Origin of the sequence: Enterococcus sp. MSG3290, assembly GCF_050555565.1 — a bacterium.
Classification (GTDB): Bacteria; Bacillota; Bacilli; order Lactobacillales; family Enterococcaceae; genus Enterococcus_B; species Enterococcus_B faecium.
The window spans coordinates 1,986,067-2,002,097 of record NZ_CP187862.1 but is presented as its reverse complement, the minus strand read 5'-3'; the positions used below and the strand labels follow the sequence as shown (position 1 = coordinate 2,002,097).

Genomic DNA, 16,031 nt, shown 5'->3' with positions numbered 1-16,031 from the left:
ACTGTATGATCTTTTTAGATGAAAGTTTGGATGGGGGAGCATCATTGGATAGTAGAGTCTTAAAGGAATATTTGGATAAAAATGATTTTCCGATTATACGCAAAGGATATCATAAATATTTGACATTCGAAGGGATGGAAGATTCCCATACGTATATCTTGAAAGAGGGAACGGTAAAAGCAAGTGTTATTTCAAATGATGGGAGAGAATTTAACCTTCGCTATATCAAAGATCTTGAAATCGTCTCTCTTTTAAAAGACGAATATTCACAATTCATCGATTCGCCGTATAATATTCGAGTTGAATCAGAATATGCAGAGTTTTATCGAATCAATCGTGTGCGCTTTTGGCAAAATATCAACCAAGACCCAAAGCTACAACACTATGTAAAAGAGTATTACCGCTATCGTCTGCTTTATTCGATGAAAAAAATGCAGCAAATGCTATTAAATGGAAAGCTGGGAGCTGTTTGTACGCAACTTTACGAATTATATGATTTATTCGGTGTGCGGACAGAAGAAGGGATGCTGATCGATTTTTCGATCACGAATGAAGAAATCGCCAAATTTTGTGGCATCTCAACTGCTAGCAGTGTAAACAGAATTTTAAAACAACTGAAAAAAGATGGTATTATCACCGTTAAAGACCATCATATCGTTATTTTGAATATGGACTTGTTAGAAGACAATATTATCTTTTGATGAACAAAGAGGTTGTGAAATCAGCGTTTTGACCTGAGTATTAGAGAAACAAACGGAAAAATAGTTCCTCATATTTTGCCGTTTTTTGAGCTAATACCGAGGGTCAGCTGATTGAACACCGTTTACCAAGAGGTTGTGAGCCTGCCGTTTAACTCTGAGTCACAAGGAATAATTTCAAAAAACAGCTTTTCATGTTTGATGAATATTGTGACTTGTGACCGAGGAGTTGGTAGGAGAACACCGTTTAAGGAAGAGGTTGTGAAAAAGCTGTTCTGCATCAAGTAATAAGAAGAGCCAAGTAAAAACAGTCTCTTATGTTTTTAACTTGGCTGGACTTATCACCGTAGATGTAAGCTTTTGAACGCCGTTTATTTGCAACAAAAGGGGCTGTGACACGATTTTTGTCACAGCCCTTTTTTTGCGAACATTCATTTAGCAATTTTTAGAAACTTCTGCCGCCACCGCCAAAAGTCCCGCCACCGCTAGAATGGGTAGTACTTCCGCCACCGCCGCTTCCAGGAGGTGGGCTTTTGGGGATTCTTCTTGTCGTGACAAAAGAATTTGTCAGACGATCGGTTTTTTCAGTTAATTTGATACTGGATTTTTCTCGGAATGGATATTTGTAGATGCCTGATTTCAATTGATAACGCGAAACAGTCACAAAATAAAAGACAAGACTAAGGATAAGAGCCAAAACAACAGCAATGATGATTTCTACTGTCGTCAAAACCTTATAGCGTGTAATTTTGCCAGTTTCTTCGTCTACACGATAATGTCCTCCTGGAACTCCGTCTTCCACATATGTTGCTGATTTAGACAGGTAAGCTTTTGCAGCATTGTAATAGGCAGCATTTGTCATCTGATCATAAACATCATCTAATATCGAATCGATTCTGCTGTCAGTCAAATAATCGATCATATTACCAGAAGTCGAAATGTAGATTTCACGCTGTCCCATATCTAATAGCAATACTGAGCCATTTTGATCATTTCCGACTGCGTCTCTTAAGTAATTATCAGCAAAGTCTCTTGGTTCTTCTGAATTAGATGTAGTCGTTACGATCAAGACTCGTCCTTTGATTTTTTCATTCAGCTTTTCTGCCTGTTGTTCCAAAGATTGGATTTGATCTGTTGTAAATAACCCAGCCTCATCATTTACCGTAGCTGTATCTGCATGAGTAGCCACCGGCCAGCCAACACTTACTAGCAAAAGAAAGAATAAAAAAAATTTTTTCATCATATCAAGTAACCTCCGATCAGAAAGAGGATCGCTAGCCCAGCGAAAATCCCAAGAGCGGTCAGTCCCAATTTTTTCTGGCTGATCGGCAGGACACCGCTGACCTTTCCTGTTTGTCCATTCATTGCATAGTAGTAGACTTTTTTACTTGAGTCATTGCTTCGATAAGTAACAAGCCATACCGGCAGTAATACGTAATTATTTACTTCGTTTGTGATTGAAGCAGAAGTTCGCACACCGGTCAATGTTGTATATCCATTTGCGGTATCTTTTAACAGCTTCTCTGAATAGTCTTTTAATTCAGATTGAATCTGTGATTTGATTGCCTCATATTCGATATCTCTTTTTTCTGCTTGGAAACCGGCTAAATACTGGCTTTTAAAATCAATTGCTTTATCTAACGGGAAAGGTTGCACGCCTTCGACCATCTTTTGTTGCGTATTTTTTGATAAGGCATTTTTTACTAGTTCTTTAAAAGAAAGCTTGCCTGCTCTTGAAACAGCAAATTGCTTCGTTTCTGTGTATTCGATGTCACCTATCCGCCATATGCGGATAACTGTACCATTCGCCTGCATGGCACCATCTACTTCAGCATCTGTAGCCCAATAAGGGAAATATACACCTGTCAACTTATCGATTTGATCCTTATTGAAAAAAGCTTTGGGAACAAACCATTTTTTCTTGGTCCAAGCGAGAAATCTGTTGATTGCTTCTTCTTTCTCGACAGCAAAAGGAAGTACTTTATTTGGCAAGAATTCTCCGCTTAAACGTCCCGATAGTACGACGGGATTATGGCAGTAGTAACAATAAGTCGCAGCAGTTGTCGCATCAGTCACGATCTCTGCACCACAGTTGGGACAAAGAAAAAGATCCATCGCTGCGGTATTATCTGCAGATTCGTCCGCTGTATCTGAAAAACCGCCTGCCTCGTCAACCGCTTTGCGCTCGGCTTCATTCATATCGGCAAGCTGTTCTTGGGCTGTAAAAGTAAAATCTTCGGTAGGTGAAGGTTCTTCTTTGCTTTCTTCGCCAGCCATACGCGCTTCTTTTTGCTTTTGCTCATATTGGCTGACTTCTTCTTCTGTATAGATATTCAGGCAGTATTCGCAATGAAATTTTTGGTCTTTGGGATCAAAAGTCAACGGACCGCCGCAATTAGGACATTTATGTGTAAGAACATCCATCAGCTGCACACCTTTCTAAATAAATTAATCAACGGGGATTCCTTTAAACGGTTTACCACAGTTTGGACAGAATTTAGGGATGCCGTTGGAAAGATCCACGATCTCATTGCATTCACTGCATCGCATTTGTAGCTTAGGCTGAACGTTTTCTACAGGTTTGGCAGCTCCGCAGTTGGAACAGAATTTTCCGGAATTTTCTGTCCCGCAAACTGGACATGTCCAAGTATCCGCATTTCCTTGTGCAGTTTGTTGATTTTGTTTTTCTGCTTGTTGTTTGATTTGTTCTTGGTTATTTTGAGCTGCTTGAGAAAGATAAGAACCATTTGCATTCATTCCCATACCTACACCCATAAAGCCGGTCATTGCTCCTGCTTCATTTTTTCCGGCTGCTTCCATACCACGTGCAATGGAACCTTGCACGTATCCTTCACGTACGCTAGGATCACCTAGCATCGCCCCTTCGTTACGCATATTGATCAGTTTCACAGAATCATCGGTGTAAGAAATGCTGGCTACAGCCACAGAAACAATCTCCATCCCACGTAATTCACGCCAAGAATCATCCAATGCAGTATCCATGTATTTGCTTAATTCCAAACTCTTAGATGGTACATAAGAAATCCGTTGACCATCTGCAGACATCTGATTGATTGCTGATTGCAGCGCTGTTAGGAATTCAGCTAAATACTGCTCATTGATATCATTGATTTCCACTTGTGTTTTGTTTTTAGGGATTGCGTTTGTATAAAATAAAATCGGGTCAACGACATGAATAGAATAAGTGCCATGTGCCCGTAAGAATAATTCTGCGTTATAGAAATTGTCAAAGTAGTTCAACGGCGCGCTTGTACCGAATTTGATTCCCTTTATTTCTTGGAGATTGATATAAAAAACTTGTTGTTTCTGCGGTGTGACGCCGCCAAATTTAAATCGGTCAAAAGTTTCAGCAATTGCTTCTTTCAGTGTTCCGTTGAACATGGAAGGAGCTGCGTCATTTTTAATGGTGTAATAACCTTCCTCAGCGGTATAATCGATGATTTTTCCACCATCGACCAAAAGCATCATCATGTTTGGATAGACATGGACGACTGTTCCGTCTGTTAAAACATCTTCTGTTCCTTTACGATTGGAGCCACGTTTGTCATCTTTGCGGACTTTGACACCTTTTGTCATGACCGTTGTATCACTCATATTGTCTGGTTCGATGACTTCTAGCCATTGATCTGCCAGACCGCCGCCAACCATACTTGTTGCTGCTTTGATAAGACCCATAAAAAATTCCTCCTCTGATTCAGCTAATGCCAAACAATTATTGTTTATTTATTATACCATAGGAAGATGTGAAACTTCTCGGACTAGAGACGGAATTGAAATGGAAAATTGCGTATTGTTTAAATACCTGAAAAAGCCGAGAAGGATAGTAGTTTTTTTACCTAATATCACGTATAATAAGAGATAGTGAATTTTTTAAAAAAGGGGGATCCTTATGGCATATCAAGCACTTTATCGAGTCTGGCGTTCGCAGCGTTTCGAAGACATCGTTGGACAAAAAGCTGTGACACAGACACTAAAAAATGCTATTGTTTCCCACAAAACCTCACATGCCTACTTGTTTACAGGACCCAGAGGAACCGGAAAGACGAGTGCAGCAAAGATTTTCGCAAAAGCAATCAACTGTCCGAACAGTAAAGACGGTGAGCCATGCAACGAATGCGAAATGTGTCGATCAATTACTGCTGGTACGCAAGAAGATGTGATCGAAATCGATGCTGCCAGCAATAACGGAGTCGAAGAAATCCGATTTATCCGTGATCGGGCAAATTATGCGCCTACAAAGGCAGCGTACAAAGTGTACATTATTGATGAGGTACATATGCTTTCAACAGGAGCTTTCAATGCCTTGTTGAAAACATTGGAAGAGCCAAAAGAAAGTGTCATATTCATCTTAGCAACGACCGAACCTCACAAAATACCAGCTACGATCATTTCACGGACTCAGCGATTTGATTTTAAACGGATCAATACGGCAGATATTGTCGAACATCTTGAATTTATCTTGAAAGAATCGACTATCAGCTATGAACCAGCTGCATTGAATGTGATTGCCCGTTCTGCAGAAGGCGGGATGCGGGATGCATTGAGTATTCTTGATCAGGCAATCTCGTTTAGTGAAGGAACAATTACTTTAGATGATGCCATGCAAGTGACAGGTAGCTTAACTGACGAAATGATGGACAGTTACTTGAGTGCTTGCGTGAAAAAAGAAGTACCAGAAGCATTGGAAACATTGAACCAAATTCTCGCAGCCGGCAAAGAATCACGTCGCTTTCTAGAGGATATGTTACAATACTGCCGTGACTTGCTGATGTATCAGCAAGCACCTAATCTAGTTGAGGAACAATCGAGTACGATCAGAAGTACATTTACAGAATTGGCACAAACTGTTTCAGCGGATCAGCTGTTTTCAATGATAAAGATTTTGAGCGATACTCAAAATGAAATTCGTTTTACCAATAGTGCCGCTATTTATTTGGAAGTCGCTACAGTCAAACTTGCTCAGCTACCGTCTGCTTCTGTTCCTTCAGCAGATGTAGCATTTGCAGATGATCAGATAGTAAAACAGCTACAACAAGAGATTAAGGAACTAAGAAACGAAATCAAGGAACTACGCAGTAATACAGGAATTGAGAATACAAAAGTACAGCCAGTACAGCATACAAATCATAAAAAACAGACAAGTACCTATCGTGTACCGACGGAACGAGTATATAAAGTTCTGCGGGAAGCGACAAGACAGCATCTGAACCAAGTAAAAGAAGTATGGGAAGACTTGCTGATGAGTCTATCTGTCACTCAGCGAGCAATGCTTAAAGCAAGCGAACCAGTTGCAGCTGGACCTACAGGACTAGTGATTGCGTTTGATTATGAGATTGTTTGTCAAAGAGCAGCAAATGACGAAGAATTGCAGCTTTCGGTACACAACAACTTAAGCCGAATGATCAAAGATTATGCGCCTGATCCTGTTTATATTACGAGAGAAAGCTGGCCAGAACTTCGAAGAAATTATTTGACGCAGGCACAAGAAGAGGGAACAGAAAACTCTTTTGCTTCTGAAGACTCAGAAGGAGAAATCGAGTTGCTTCCTCAAGAACAAGAAGTACCAGAAGAAACACTTGTAGTAAAAGCAGAGGAACTGTTTGGCTCCGAAGCTGTTACAGTGGTAGATGATTAATAAAAAGGAGTAGATAATTATGATGCGTGGAATGGGCAATATGCAAGGCATGATGAAACAAGTACAAAAAATGCAAAAAGAAATGGCAGAAGCACAAGAGCTGCTAAATAAAACAGAGTTTACAGGTAAAGCCACCAATGAATTGGTCAAAGCGGTTTTTACAGGCGATCGTCGCATGAAAGATATCCAAATCAATGAAGAAGTCGTTGATCCTGATGATATCGAGATGCTTCAGGATCTTGTCGTAATGGCAGTCAATGATGCGATCGCACAAATTGATGTGGAAACTGAGAAAAAATTAGGGAAATACGCAAAAGGTTTGCCAGGATTTTAGTTTTAAACTGAAGGAGTAATGAATATGCAATATCCAGAACCAATTGCGAAACTGATCGACAGCTACATGAAACTTCCAGGAATCGGTCAGAAAACAGCGACAAGACTCGCCTTTTATACGATCGATATGAAAGATGAAGTAGTAAATGAATTTGCTAAATCTTTGTTAAGTGTAAAACGCGATTTGCATTTTTGTAGTATCTGCGGAAACATCACAGAAGAAGATCCCTGCGAAATATGTAGAAATCCTTCACGTGATCGAAGCGTTATCCTAGTGGTCGAAGAGCCGAAAGATGTAATGGCAATGGAAAAAATGCGAGAATATCACGGACTTTATCATGTTCTCCATGGTGTGTTATCACCGATGGAAGGGACAGGTCCAGAAGACATCAATATTTCTTCTCTGTTGCAGCGGCTGCATGATGCAGATGTAAAAGAAGTGATTATCGCAACAAATGCAACAACAGAGGGAGAAGCAACAGCTATGTATCTCTCACGTCTGATCAAACCCGCAGGTATCAAAGTGACTCGTCTAGCACATGGTCTGTCTGTAGGCTCTGATATCGAGTATGCAGATGAAGTTACTTTATTGAAAGCTGTCGAAGGAAGACGTGAGTTATAAATTTCTAATTAAGTGTTTTTTCAGATACAATATAAAAGCAGCACAAGAGATGGGGGCAACAATGTGAACGGACTATTTATTACAATCGAGGGGCCTGATGGTGCAGGAAAAACCAGCATCTTGAATGAACTTTACCCTCTTTTGAAAGAAGTAGCAAAAACAGAAATCATTCAAACAAGAGAACCAGGAGGCATTCCGATTGCTGAAGAGATCCGAGCAGTGATCCTTGATCCAAAAAATGATCGGATGGATGAACGTACGGAAGCACTGCTTTATGCAGCAGCAAGAAGACAACATCTAGTCGAAAAGGTTCTGCCTGCTCTGGAAAAAGGGAAAATCGTTTTATGCGATAGATTTGTCGACAGTTCTCTTGCTTATCAAGGTGCAGGCCGACGCATCGGCGTTACCGAGATTGCTCGGTTGAATGAGTTTGCTACAGAAGGTACTACGCCGGATTTTACCCTTTATCTTGACGTAGATTCAGACACCGGATTAAGAAGAATCAAGAAAAACAGACAAAATCAAATCGACCGTTTAGATTCGGAAGGTTTGGAATTCCACCAGCGTGTACGTCATGCCTACTTGAAGCTGGCAGAAGAGAATCCGGAAAGAATCCACAAAGTTGATGCAAGAAAAGGCTTTGAAGAAGTGCTGCAAACAAGTTATCATACAATTATTGAACAGTATCCGCAATTTTTTGAAAACTAGGAAGGTGAACGTTTATGAAAATTATTTTAGCGATTATCCAAGACAAAGACAGCAACCGTTTATCAAATGAATTGATTGATGCAAATATCCGTGCCACAAAACTATCATCGACAGGCGGCTTCCTTAAGGCTGGAAACAGCACGTTTATCGTGGGTATTGAAGATGACCGTGTAGAAGAAGCATTGGAAATCATCAAAAAAACGTGTGAATCAAGAAAGCAATTTGTATCTACACCTGTTACACTGGATATTTCGATGGATGGGGGCGTCCCTTATCCAGTAGAAGTAGAAGTAGGCGGTGCCACAGTCTTCGTCTTACCTGTTGAAGGATTCCATCAATTTTAGGAGGAGCTGAGCTATGAATCAAGAAATAAACTTGGCTCAAATGCAACCGATCGTGTATCAGCAGCTTCAACGGAGTTTTGAGCATGGGCGTATCGCTCATGCTTATCTTTTTGAAGGGGAGAAAGGAACAGGAAAACATGAAGTAGGTATATGGCTTGCACAGCACCTGTTCTGTACCCAAATGAAAGACAATCTGCCTTGTGGAAAATGCAACAATTGTCAGCGGATCGAAAAGAAAGAACATCCAGATGTTTTGGTTATTGAACCGGAAGGACAAACCATCAAAGTCGATCAGATCAGACGTTTGCAGACGGAATTCAGTCGCAGCGGTTACGAATCAAGAAAAAAAGTTTTTTTGATCAAAGAAGCTGAAAAAATGAATAGCAGTGCGGCAAACAGTTTGTTGAAATTCTTGGAAGAGCCCCCTGGAGATTTTTTAGCGGTGTTAGAAACAGATGCAGTAGGAAGAATTCTCCCTACTATTCAATCTCGTTGTCAAGTTCTGCATTTTCAAGAACTTTCGAAAGAAGCACTGATCCATCGATTGCAAGAAGAGCAGATTCCATTTGAAAAAGCAAAACTTTTGGCTTTCTTAACAAACAGTTTAGGAAAAGCAGTTGAAATCTCTCAAGATGAATGGTTTAATGATGCTAAGGACTTGATTTATCAATGGTTCGTTTACTTGCAAAAGCAAGATACTCAAGCCTTTATCTATGTCCAAAAAAAATTGGTAAAATCATTTAAAGAAAAAACACAACAGTTTACAGGATTATCTGTCTTGATGTTTTATTATCAGGAAGCACAGCGTCAAGCAGTAGCAAACGGCGAATATGGCAAAGTGAAACAGATAAACCAGATAATTGAACGGATATTGATCGCAGAGCAGAAACTACGCAGCAATGTCAGTTTTCAGGCTGTTGCGGAACAGTTCGTTTTGCATACGATTTTTTAGCTTGCCGCAAAGGATGATGATCAAGGAGGATGGAAATGGTAGAAGTAGTAGGTGTCCGATATAGAGATGCAGGTCATATCTATTATTTTGCACCAGGAGACTCTGAATATGTTTATAATGACAAGGTATTAGTCGAATCTCAGCAATCCTTACATATTGCTACTGTTGTCCTTCCTAAAAAAGAGATTGATCCCAATGACCTTCCTGAAGCTATCCGTCCGATCTTGCATAAAGCGTCACAAGCTGAATTAGAAAAAGACAAAAAAAACAAAAAAGATGCTCATGATGCATTGAAAATCGCAAAAGAAAAAGTGCAGTTGCGTGAGTTGGAAATGAAAATGGTCAAAGCTGAATACACATTTGATCGAAATAAATTGATTTTTTCTTTCACGGCGGACGGGCGAATTGACTTTAGAGAATTGGTAAAAGATCTGGCCGCTGTATTTCGTACTCGTATTGAGCTTCGACAAATTGGTGTCCGCGATGAAGCAAAGATAATAGGCGGAATTGGTCCATGTGGGCGTCCATTATGCTGTTCTTCTTTTTTAGGCGATTTCGTGCCTGTATCAATCAAAATGGCAAAAGATCAAAGTTTATCTTTGAATCCAACAAAAATTTCCGGTTTATGCGGACGCTTGATGTGCTGTCTGCAATATGAGAGCGAAGAATACGAGACAGCGAAAAAAGAACTCCCTGACTTTGGAAAAGTAATTGCTACACCTGATGGTAAAGGGAAAGTCGTAGGGTTGAATCTGCTTAGCCGTATCGTTAGTATTCGGCTGACTGGACGGGAAAATCCTGTCGAATATGAATGGGATGAATTGAAAGAATTTATCCAAGTAGGTGAGATGAATGGATAAGAGATCATTATACGACGGATTGAATCAATTAGAATCAGAGTTGAGAAATACATTAACAGAACTTGTTGAAATGAAGCATGCTTTGCATGAGATCGTAGAAAAAAATACAACTTTGGAGATGGAAAATCAACGTCTGCGGGAACACCTGCGGGAATTGAACCAAGTTGCACAAGCTCCAGCTGAAAATGTGAAGCAGGAACTTTCTAAGTCTCGTATGAATCTTGAAAAAATTTATGAAGAAGGATTCCATGTCTGCTACGATTTATATGGATCAAGAAGGGACAATGACGAGCCTTGTGCGTTTTGTCTAGAAGTGATCTATCGCGAAAGCGGTCGATGACCAATAACAAGAGGAGACTGGAGCGGAGAAATACTGCTCCAGTCTTTTTATTAAGGAGATTGTGACAGATGTATAATCAAAAAAGTTTCAAGGGAAATCCGGTATATGGGGATTTATATCTTGTACCGACGCCAATTGGAAATTTAGAAGATATGAGCTACAGAAGTGTTCGTATGCTGCAAGAATCCGATCTTATCGCAAGTGAGGATACGCGTAATACACAAAAGTTATTGAATCATTTTGAAATCCATACACCCCAAAAAAGTTTACATGAACATAATTATAAAGAACGTGTCCCTCAATTGATTGCTTTGTTAAAAGAAGGAAAAACGATTGCTCAAGTCAGTGACGCAGGAATGCCTTCCATCAGCGATCCTGGACATGAGCTAGTTTTAGCCTGCATAAAAGAAGGAATTTCTGTGATCTCTATCCCAGGACCTACAGCTGGGATGACGGCTTTGATTGCTTCAGGGCTAGTGCCTCAACCATTTTTATTTTATGGCTTCCTTCCACGTAAGAAAAAAGAACAGAAAGAAACATTGAAAAAGCTAAAAGAACAGACAGCTACGCTGATTTTTTATGAGTCACCTTATCGGATCACTGCTACATTGACAAATTTCTTAGAAATTTTTGGAAATCGCCAAGTCGTTTTGTGTCGAGAATTGACAAAAGTCCATGAAGAATACCTTAGAGGAAGTACGGAAGAGCTACTCGCTTATATCGAAGAACATCCAGTAAAGGGTGAATGTTGTCTGCTTGTAGAAGGGAATTTGTTTGAAACGCCAGTGACGGAAGTTGATGAAGAGTTGGGAACGTTAAAGGAACAAGTAGAAGCAAAGATCGCTTCAGGCGAAAAACCAAATGCTGCTATCAAAGCAGTAGCGCTGAAAAATGGGCTGAAAAAACAAGAAGTCTACCGTCAGTACCATGAATTAGACTGAGATAGTATAAGTTGTCTATAATGAAAGACTAATGAGGAAATCAGCTACTAACTTTTCAAATCTCTTGAACGCGAACGAATGTTCCTGTATAATAAATAAGAGGTGAGGATGATGGAGCTGCAATTTCCTTTACATAATGATACATCAAGAAAAATCATTCATATTGATATGGATGCTTTTTTCGCTTCGGTTGAAGAACGAGATCATCCTGAGTTTCGCGGACATCCATTAGTAATTGCCAGACACCCCAGTGACACTGGTGGGCGTGGAGTAGTGACTACAGCAAATTATGAAGCAAGAAAATTCGGAATTCATTCAGCAATGAGTGCACAAAAAGCGTATGAGCTTTGTCCGCAAGCCATCTTTAAGCCTGGCGACCATCATAAATACAGCGATATTTCCAAACAAGTACGGGAAGTATTCTATCGTTATACAGATATTGTGGAACCAGTTAGTATCGATGAAGCGTATCTTGATGTGACCGAAAATAAAATCAATTGCAAGTCAGCCATCAAAATCGCCCGAATGATCCAAGCAGATATTTGGGAGAGTGTCCAGCTAACATGTTCTGCGGGAGTAAGTTACAATAAGTTTTTGGCCAAATTAGCATCAGACTATCAAAAACCTAGAGGAATCACGGTAGTTGCCCCTCAAGACGCTGTGCCATTTTTAAAAGCTTTGCCAATTGAAAAATTTCATGGGGTAGGGAAGAAAACTGTACCTAGAATGCATGAGCTAGGGATTTATACAGGAAAAGACCTATATGAATGCACAGAAATGATGTTGATTCGAAATTTTGGAAAAATGGGCTATTCTCTTTATCGTAAAGTCAGAGGAATCCATGATTCTCCAGTAAACGTTACAAGAGAGCGAAAATCTGTGGGAAAAGAGCATACTTATGGGCAGCCGTTGCAAACGGAAGAAGCAGTGCTGACTCAGTTGCGCCAACTAGCTGAAAAAGTAGAAGAAGCACTGAGAAGAGTCCAAAAACATGGGAAAACAGTAGTTTTGAAGGTCAGGTACACGGACTATTCTACTGTGACCAAAAGAGTGACATTGCCAGAATATATCTATAAAAAAGAAGCACTCTTTTATCAAGCAAGCCTTATATGGGAGGAAATCTTGGGAGTAGAAAAAGGAATCCGATTGTTAGGGATTACTTTGACGAATCTGGACCCGATGACTTATGAAAACATCGTCCTTCCATTATGGGAAAATCAAGAAATATAAAAACAGCTTTGAGAGTTGAAACCGGAAATCCGTTTTCTCTCCCAAAGCTGTTTTTATATCAAGTCTTGCTTTTTGATTTGTTCATAGGTTTCTGTTGCATCCGTACATTTTTCCCAAATCACAACTTGATTGGATTCTAAAGATTTTTGGACGTCAATGATCCGCTGGTTGCTACTTCCGCGAAATTGTAGTTTTAGGTCACGTTTGCTTAATTCAAAGCGTCCGTCAACAAGGATATCGATTTGCGAAAGGAGTTCTAATTTATCTTCTGAATCTTGTAGCAATTCATCAAAGGTATAGCCTGTCCATGACCAGATATCTTTTGTCGTACCGAACTCTTTTCGGATACGTCGTACGACTTGCAGACAAACATCTGTATTCAAAAAAGGTTCGCCACCAAGTAAAGTTAAACCTTGCACGTAATCGTTGCGCAAGTCAGCGATGATTTGTTCTTCTAATTCAGGTGTGAATGGTTTGCCATATCGGAAATTTTGTGCAGCTTTGTTGAAGCAGCCTTCGCAGGCAAATAAGCAGCCACTAACGTAAAGACTGTTGCGGACACCTTCACCATCGACAAAATTAAACGGTTTGTAGTCAGCAATATAGTTTTGGCTGTAGTCTTTTGCTAACCATTCTTTTGGTTTTGGATTTCTCATAAAAAAACTTCTTTCATTTAAGGTTCAAAGATATAGCTATTGAAGATAAAATCTACTCGACCACATAAATAAGAACAAACTGACCTAAATCCATTGTTCAAGAAAGCTTGTTCTTATTTTGATAGAGGGCGTTCAAAGATACAAAGCCATCGAAAGAGGGTGGTGAAAAAAGACTTGTCATAGCCTCTTATTCTGAATAAACGGTGTTCAAAAGCTTGCATCTGCAGTAATAAGCCCAACTAAACGAAAAATATGAGGAGCTATTTTTGTTTAGCTATTCTTATTACTTGATGCAGGACAGCTTTTTCACAACCTCATTTCATGTGTTTCACACGTGAGGAAATTTCTTTATGGCGGCCATGTACCATCGGACGAGCTTGCGGATTTCCTAAATAGCCACAAGTACGTTTGACTACATCACATGTTTTTGGATCATGATTTCCACATTCTGGACATTCGAACCCTCGTTCTGTCGGTTTGAAATCACCTTCGAAACCACATTGATAGCAATGATCGATTGGCGTATTCGTACCAAGATACCCGATTTTGTCATATGCAAAATCCCATACAGCTTCTAAAGCTTTCGGATTTTGTTGGAGCATAGGGTATTCACAGTAGTGGATGAATCCACCTGAACAATATTTTGGATAATCCTTCTCAAATTCCAATTTTTCAAATGGCGTTGGGTTTTTACGCACATCATAGTGGAAACTGTTTGTATAATATTCTTTATCTGTGATATTTTCGATGATGCCGAATTTTTCTGTATCCAAACGGCAGAAACGGTCAGTTAGACTTTCACTTGGAGTTGAATAGACACTGAAATGATAACCATATTCATCCCCCCATGCATCTGCATTAGCTTTTAATTCTTTGACGATATCAAGTGTGAAAGCTTTTGCTTCTGGGTTTGTTTCCCATTCGCCACCGAAGAAAGCTGAAGCAACTTCATACAATCCAATGTAGCCTAACGATACAGTAGCTCGACGGTTTTTGAATAATTCATTGACAGAATCGGTACGTGAAAGACGTTTCCCGAAAGCACCATACATATATAAAATTGGCGCATTTGCTGGAATGGCTTCTTTACAACGTTCTACACGATAGAGAAGCGCATCTTTCATGATTTCTAAGCGGTCAGACAGTAACTGCCAGAATTTATTCTGATCTCCTTTTGATTCGATCGCGATTCTTGGCAAATTCAATGTAACAACACCTAAATTCATTCGTCCGACATTTACTTCTTGACCATTTTCGTCTTTCCACCCTTGCAAGAATGAACGACAGCCCATAGGTACTTTGAAACTTCCAGTTAATTCAACGATTTTATCGTAATTCAGAATATCAGGATACATTCTTTTCGTTGCACATTCCAATGCTAGTTGTTTGATGTCGTAATTAGGATCTTCAGGGTTTAAGTTCACACCTTTTTTCAAAGTGAAGATCAGTTTAGGGAAGATAGCTGTCCGCTTTTCACTCCCTAATCCATTGATTCGAATCTGTAAAATTGCTTTTTGAATTTCTCTTTCAAACCAGTTTTCTCCTAGTCCAAATCCTAATGAAGTGAAAGGAGTTTGTCCATTTGAAGTAAATAAGGTATTGATTTCATATTCCAAACTTTGCATAGCATCGAAGATATCTTTTTTGGTTTTTGCTTTTGCATATTCTTTTTGGCGTTCTGGCGAATCGATCCATTCTTCCGCGTCTTTTAGATGTTTTTTATAGTTCAATTCTGCAAAAGGAGCAAGCAATTCATCTGTTCGGTCGGCAGAACAGCCACCATATTGACTTGACGCTACATTGGCAATAATCTGTGAGATTTGTGCTGTGGCGGTCTGGATAGATTTTGGCGATTCGACTTCGGCATTGCCGATTTTGAACCCATTGTTCAGCATGCCTTTGAAATCAATCAAGCAGCAATTCGTCATCGGTGTATAAGGATGATAATCCAAATCATGGTAATGGATATCGCCTTTTTGATGCGCATTTGCTATATGTGGTGGCAACATTTTCAGTCCGATTGATTTTCCAACGATCCCGGCTGTCAGATCTCGCTGTGTATTGAAAACATTACTGTCTTTATTTGCGTTTTCGTTCACGACAGTTTGGTCCTTGTTGATTAGCTTTTCAATCGAAAAGTTGATATCTGTTGCTTTACTGCGAGCAAAATCTCGTTTGGTACGATAATTGATGTACTCTTCTGCTAATTCATATTCGTTTTTTTCTAGTAATATATGTTCCACGATGTTTTGAATCTCATAGATTTTGACATTTTCAGCAAACCGGCTTTTGATTTCTTGGACAACCAAGTCTGCAATCATTTGAATTTTTTCATAAGTAAGTGGTGATAATGAGCCGTGAATTTTCTTTTCTGCTTTGATCAGTGCTTCATTGATCTTTTGTTCATCGAAATCAACATGGCGGCCATCGCGTTTGATGACTTTCATCTGGGATGTCTCTGGCTGCTGAGTAACGACAGTTTTTTCTTCATAATTTACTTTCATTATCTTCAACTCCTGCTAAATTGTTCTTGTCTATCATAAAACAAAATCGGGGAAGGAGCAACTAAATATCGGCTATATATAGTATTCAATGTGCTGTATAATTGGATTTCTATACTATATGTAGTGTATATTTTATTGTGAAAAAAGGTGAAAACTTGTAGCTGGTGGATTTGTTTTTTGCATATTT

16 protein-coding genes are annotated in these 16,031 nt (G+C 39.5%); 11 read left to right on the top strand and 5 right to left on the bottom strand.

Annotated elements, in window-relative coordinates; all coding sequences use genetic code 11:
* The first annotated feature begins 44 nt into the window (after positions 1 to 44).
* On the top strand, positions 45 to 701 hold the full coding sequence (locus IGL31_RS09635; protein WP_002289231.1) for a Crp/Fnr family transcriptional regulator: 657 nt from the start codon (positions 45 to 47) through the stop codon (positions 699 to 701).
* Positions 702 to 1,143: 442 nt separating this feature from the next.
* Here IGL31_RS09635 and IGL31_RS09630 read toward each other — a convergent pair whose 3' ends face one another.
* The 3 genes from IGL31_RS09630 to IGL31_RS09620 are packed head-to-tail and all read right to left on the bottom strand — an operon-like array spanning position 1,144 to position 4,394.
* Positions 1,144 to 1,941 (bottom strand): TPM domain-containing protein, encoded by a 798-nt coding sequence (locus IGL31_RS09630; protein ID WP_002289232.1) that lies wholly within the window; start codon positions 1,939 to 1,941, stop codon positions 1,144 to 1,146.
* A complete protein-coding gene (locus IGL31_RS09625) occupies positions 1,938 to 3,122 on the bottom strand; it encodes a hypothetical protein (RefSeq protein ID WP_002298878.1) in 1,185 nt (394 codons plus the stop codon). Before IGL31_RS09625 ends, IGL31_RS09630 begins: the two co-directional genes overlap by 4 nt.
* Before the next feature lie 24 nt (positions 3,123 to 3,146).
* Positions 3,147 to 4,394 carry an SPFH domain-containing protein gene (locus tag IGL31_RS09620; RefSeq protein WP_002294044.1) on the bottom strand — a complete coding sequence of 416 codons (1,248 nt, stop codon included), beginning with the start codon at positions 4,392 to 4,394 and terminating at the stop codon, positions 3,147 to 3,149.
* 214 nt (positions 4,395 to 4,608) lie between these two features.
* Between IGL31_RS09620 and dnaX the strand changes: the two genes are divergently transcribed.
* The 10 genes from dnaX to dinB all read left to right on the top strand — a co-directional run bounded on the left by dnaX (position 4,609) and on the right by dinB (position 12,684).
* Positions 4,609 to 6,354 carry a DNA polymerase III subunit gamma/tau gene (dnaX, locus tag IGL31_RS09615; RefSeq protein ID WP_086300191.1) on the top strand — a complete coding sequence of 582 codons (1,746 nt, stop codon included), beginning with the start codon at positions 4,609 to 4,611 and terminating at the stop codon, positions 6,352 to 6,354.
* A 19-nt stretch (positions 6,355 to 6,373) separates the two neighbouring features.
* On the top strand, positions 6,374 to 6,688 hold the full coding sequence (locus tag IGL31_RS09610) for a YbaB/EbfC family nucleoid-associated protein (protein ID WP_002292337.1): 315 nt from the start codon (positions 6,374 to 6,376) through the stop codon (positions 6,686 to 6,688).
* Between the two features lie 24 nt (positions 6,689 to 6,712).
* Positions 6,713 to 7,309 carry a recombination mediator RecR gene (gene recR, locus IGL31_RS09605; protein ID WP_002296223.1) on the top strand — a complete coding sequence of 199 codons (597 nt, stop codon included), beginning with the start codon at positions 6,713 to 6,715 and terminating at the stop codon, positions 7,307 to 7,309.
* 63 nt (positions 7,310 to 7,372) lie between these two features.
* Positions 7,373 to 8,017 carry a dTMP kinase gene (tmk, locus tag IGL31_RS09600; RefSeq protein WP_086300190.1) on the top strand — a complete coding sequence of 215 codons (645 nt, stop codon included), beginning with the start codon at positions 7,373 to 7,375 and terminating at the stop codon, positions 8,015 to 8,017.
* Between the two features lie 14 nt (positions 8,018 to 8,031).
* Complete coding sequence (locus IGL31_RS09595; RefSeq protein ID WP_002292340.1) at positions 8,032 to 8,361, top strand: cyclic-di-AMP receptor; 330 nt, start codon at positions 8,032 to 8,034, stop codon at positions 8,359 to 8,361.
* 13 nt (positions 8,362 to 8,374) lie between these two features.
* Entirely contained in the window at positions 8,375 to 9,313 is a 939-nt protein-coding gene (holB, locus tag IGL31_RS09590) for a DNA polymerase III subunit delta' (protein WP_081156829.1), read from the top strand.
* A gap of 35 nt (positions 9,314 to 9,348) precedes the next feature.
* Entirely contained in the window at positions 9,349 to 10,173 is an 825-nt protein-coding gene (locus IGL31_RS09585) for a PSP1 domain-containing protein (RefSeq protein WP_002298875.1), read from the top strand.
* Positions 10,166 to 10,513 (top strand): DNA replication initiation control protein YabA, encoded by a 348-nt coding sequence (locus IGL31_RS09580; RefSeq protein WP_002288076.1) that lies wholly within the window; start codon positions 10,166 to 10,168, stop codon positions 10,511 to 10,513. The genes IGL31_RS09585 and IGL31_RS09580 overlap by 8 nt, the downstream gene beginning before the upstream one ends.
* Before the next feature lie 68 nt (positions 10,514 to 10,581).
* Positions 10,582 to 11,454, top strand: coding sequence for a 16S rRNA (cytidine(1402)-2'-O)-methyltransferase (gene rsmI, locus IGL31_RS09575; protein WP_002318291.1), 873 nt, complete (start codon positions 10,582 to 10,584; stop codon positions 11,452 to 11,454).
* A gap of 108 nt (positions 11,455 to 11,562) precedes the next feature.
* Positions 11,563 to 12,684 (top strand): DNA polymerase IV, encoded by a 1,122-nt coding sequence (dinB, locus tag IGL31_RS09570; RefSeq protein ID WP_002294035.1) that lies wholly within the window; start codon positions 11,563 to 11,565, stop codon positions 12,682 to 12,684.
* Between the two features lie 53 nt (positions 12,685 to 12,737).
* Here dinB and nrdG read toward each other — a convergent pair whose 3' ends face one another.
* Both nrdG and nrdD read right to left on the bottom strand, forming a co-directional pair.
* The gene (gene nrdG, locus IGL31_RS09565) at positions 12,738 to 13,340 is read right to left on the bottom strand and encodes an anaerobic ribonucleoside-triphosphate reductase activating protein (protein WP_002288081.1); all 603 of its coding nucleotides are present in this window, start codon (positions 13,338 to 13,340) and stop codon (positions 12,738 to 12,740) included.
* 314 nt (positions 13,341 to 13,654) lie between these two features.
* A complete protein-coding gene (nrdD, locus tag IGL31_RS09560; protein WP_002288083.1) occupies positions 13,655 to 15,844 on the bottom strand; it encodes an anaerobic ribonucleoside-triphosphate reductase in 2,190 nt (729 codons plus the stop codon).
* Positions 15,845 to 16,031 lie beyond the last annotated feature (187 nt).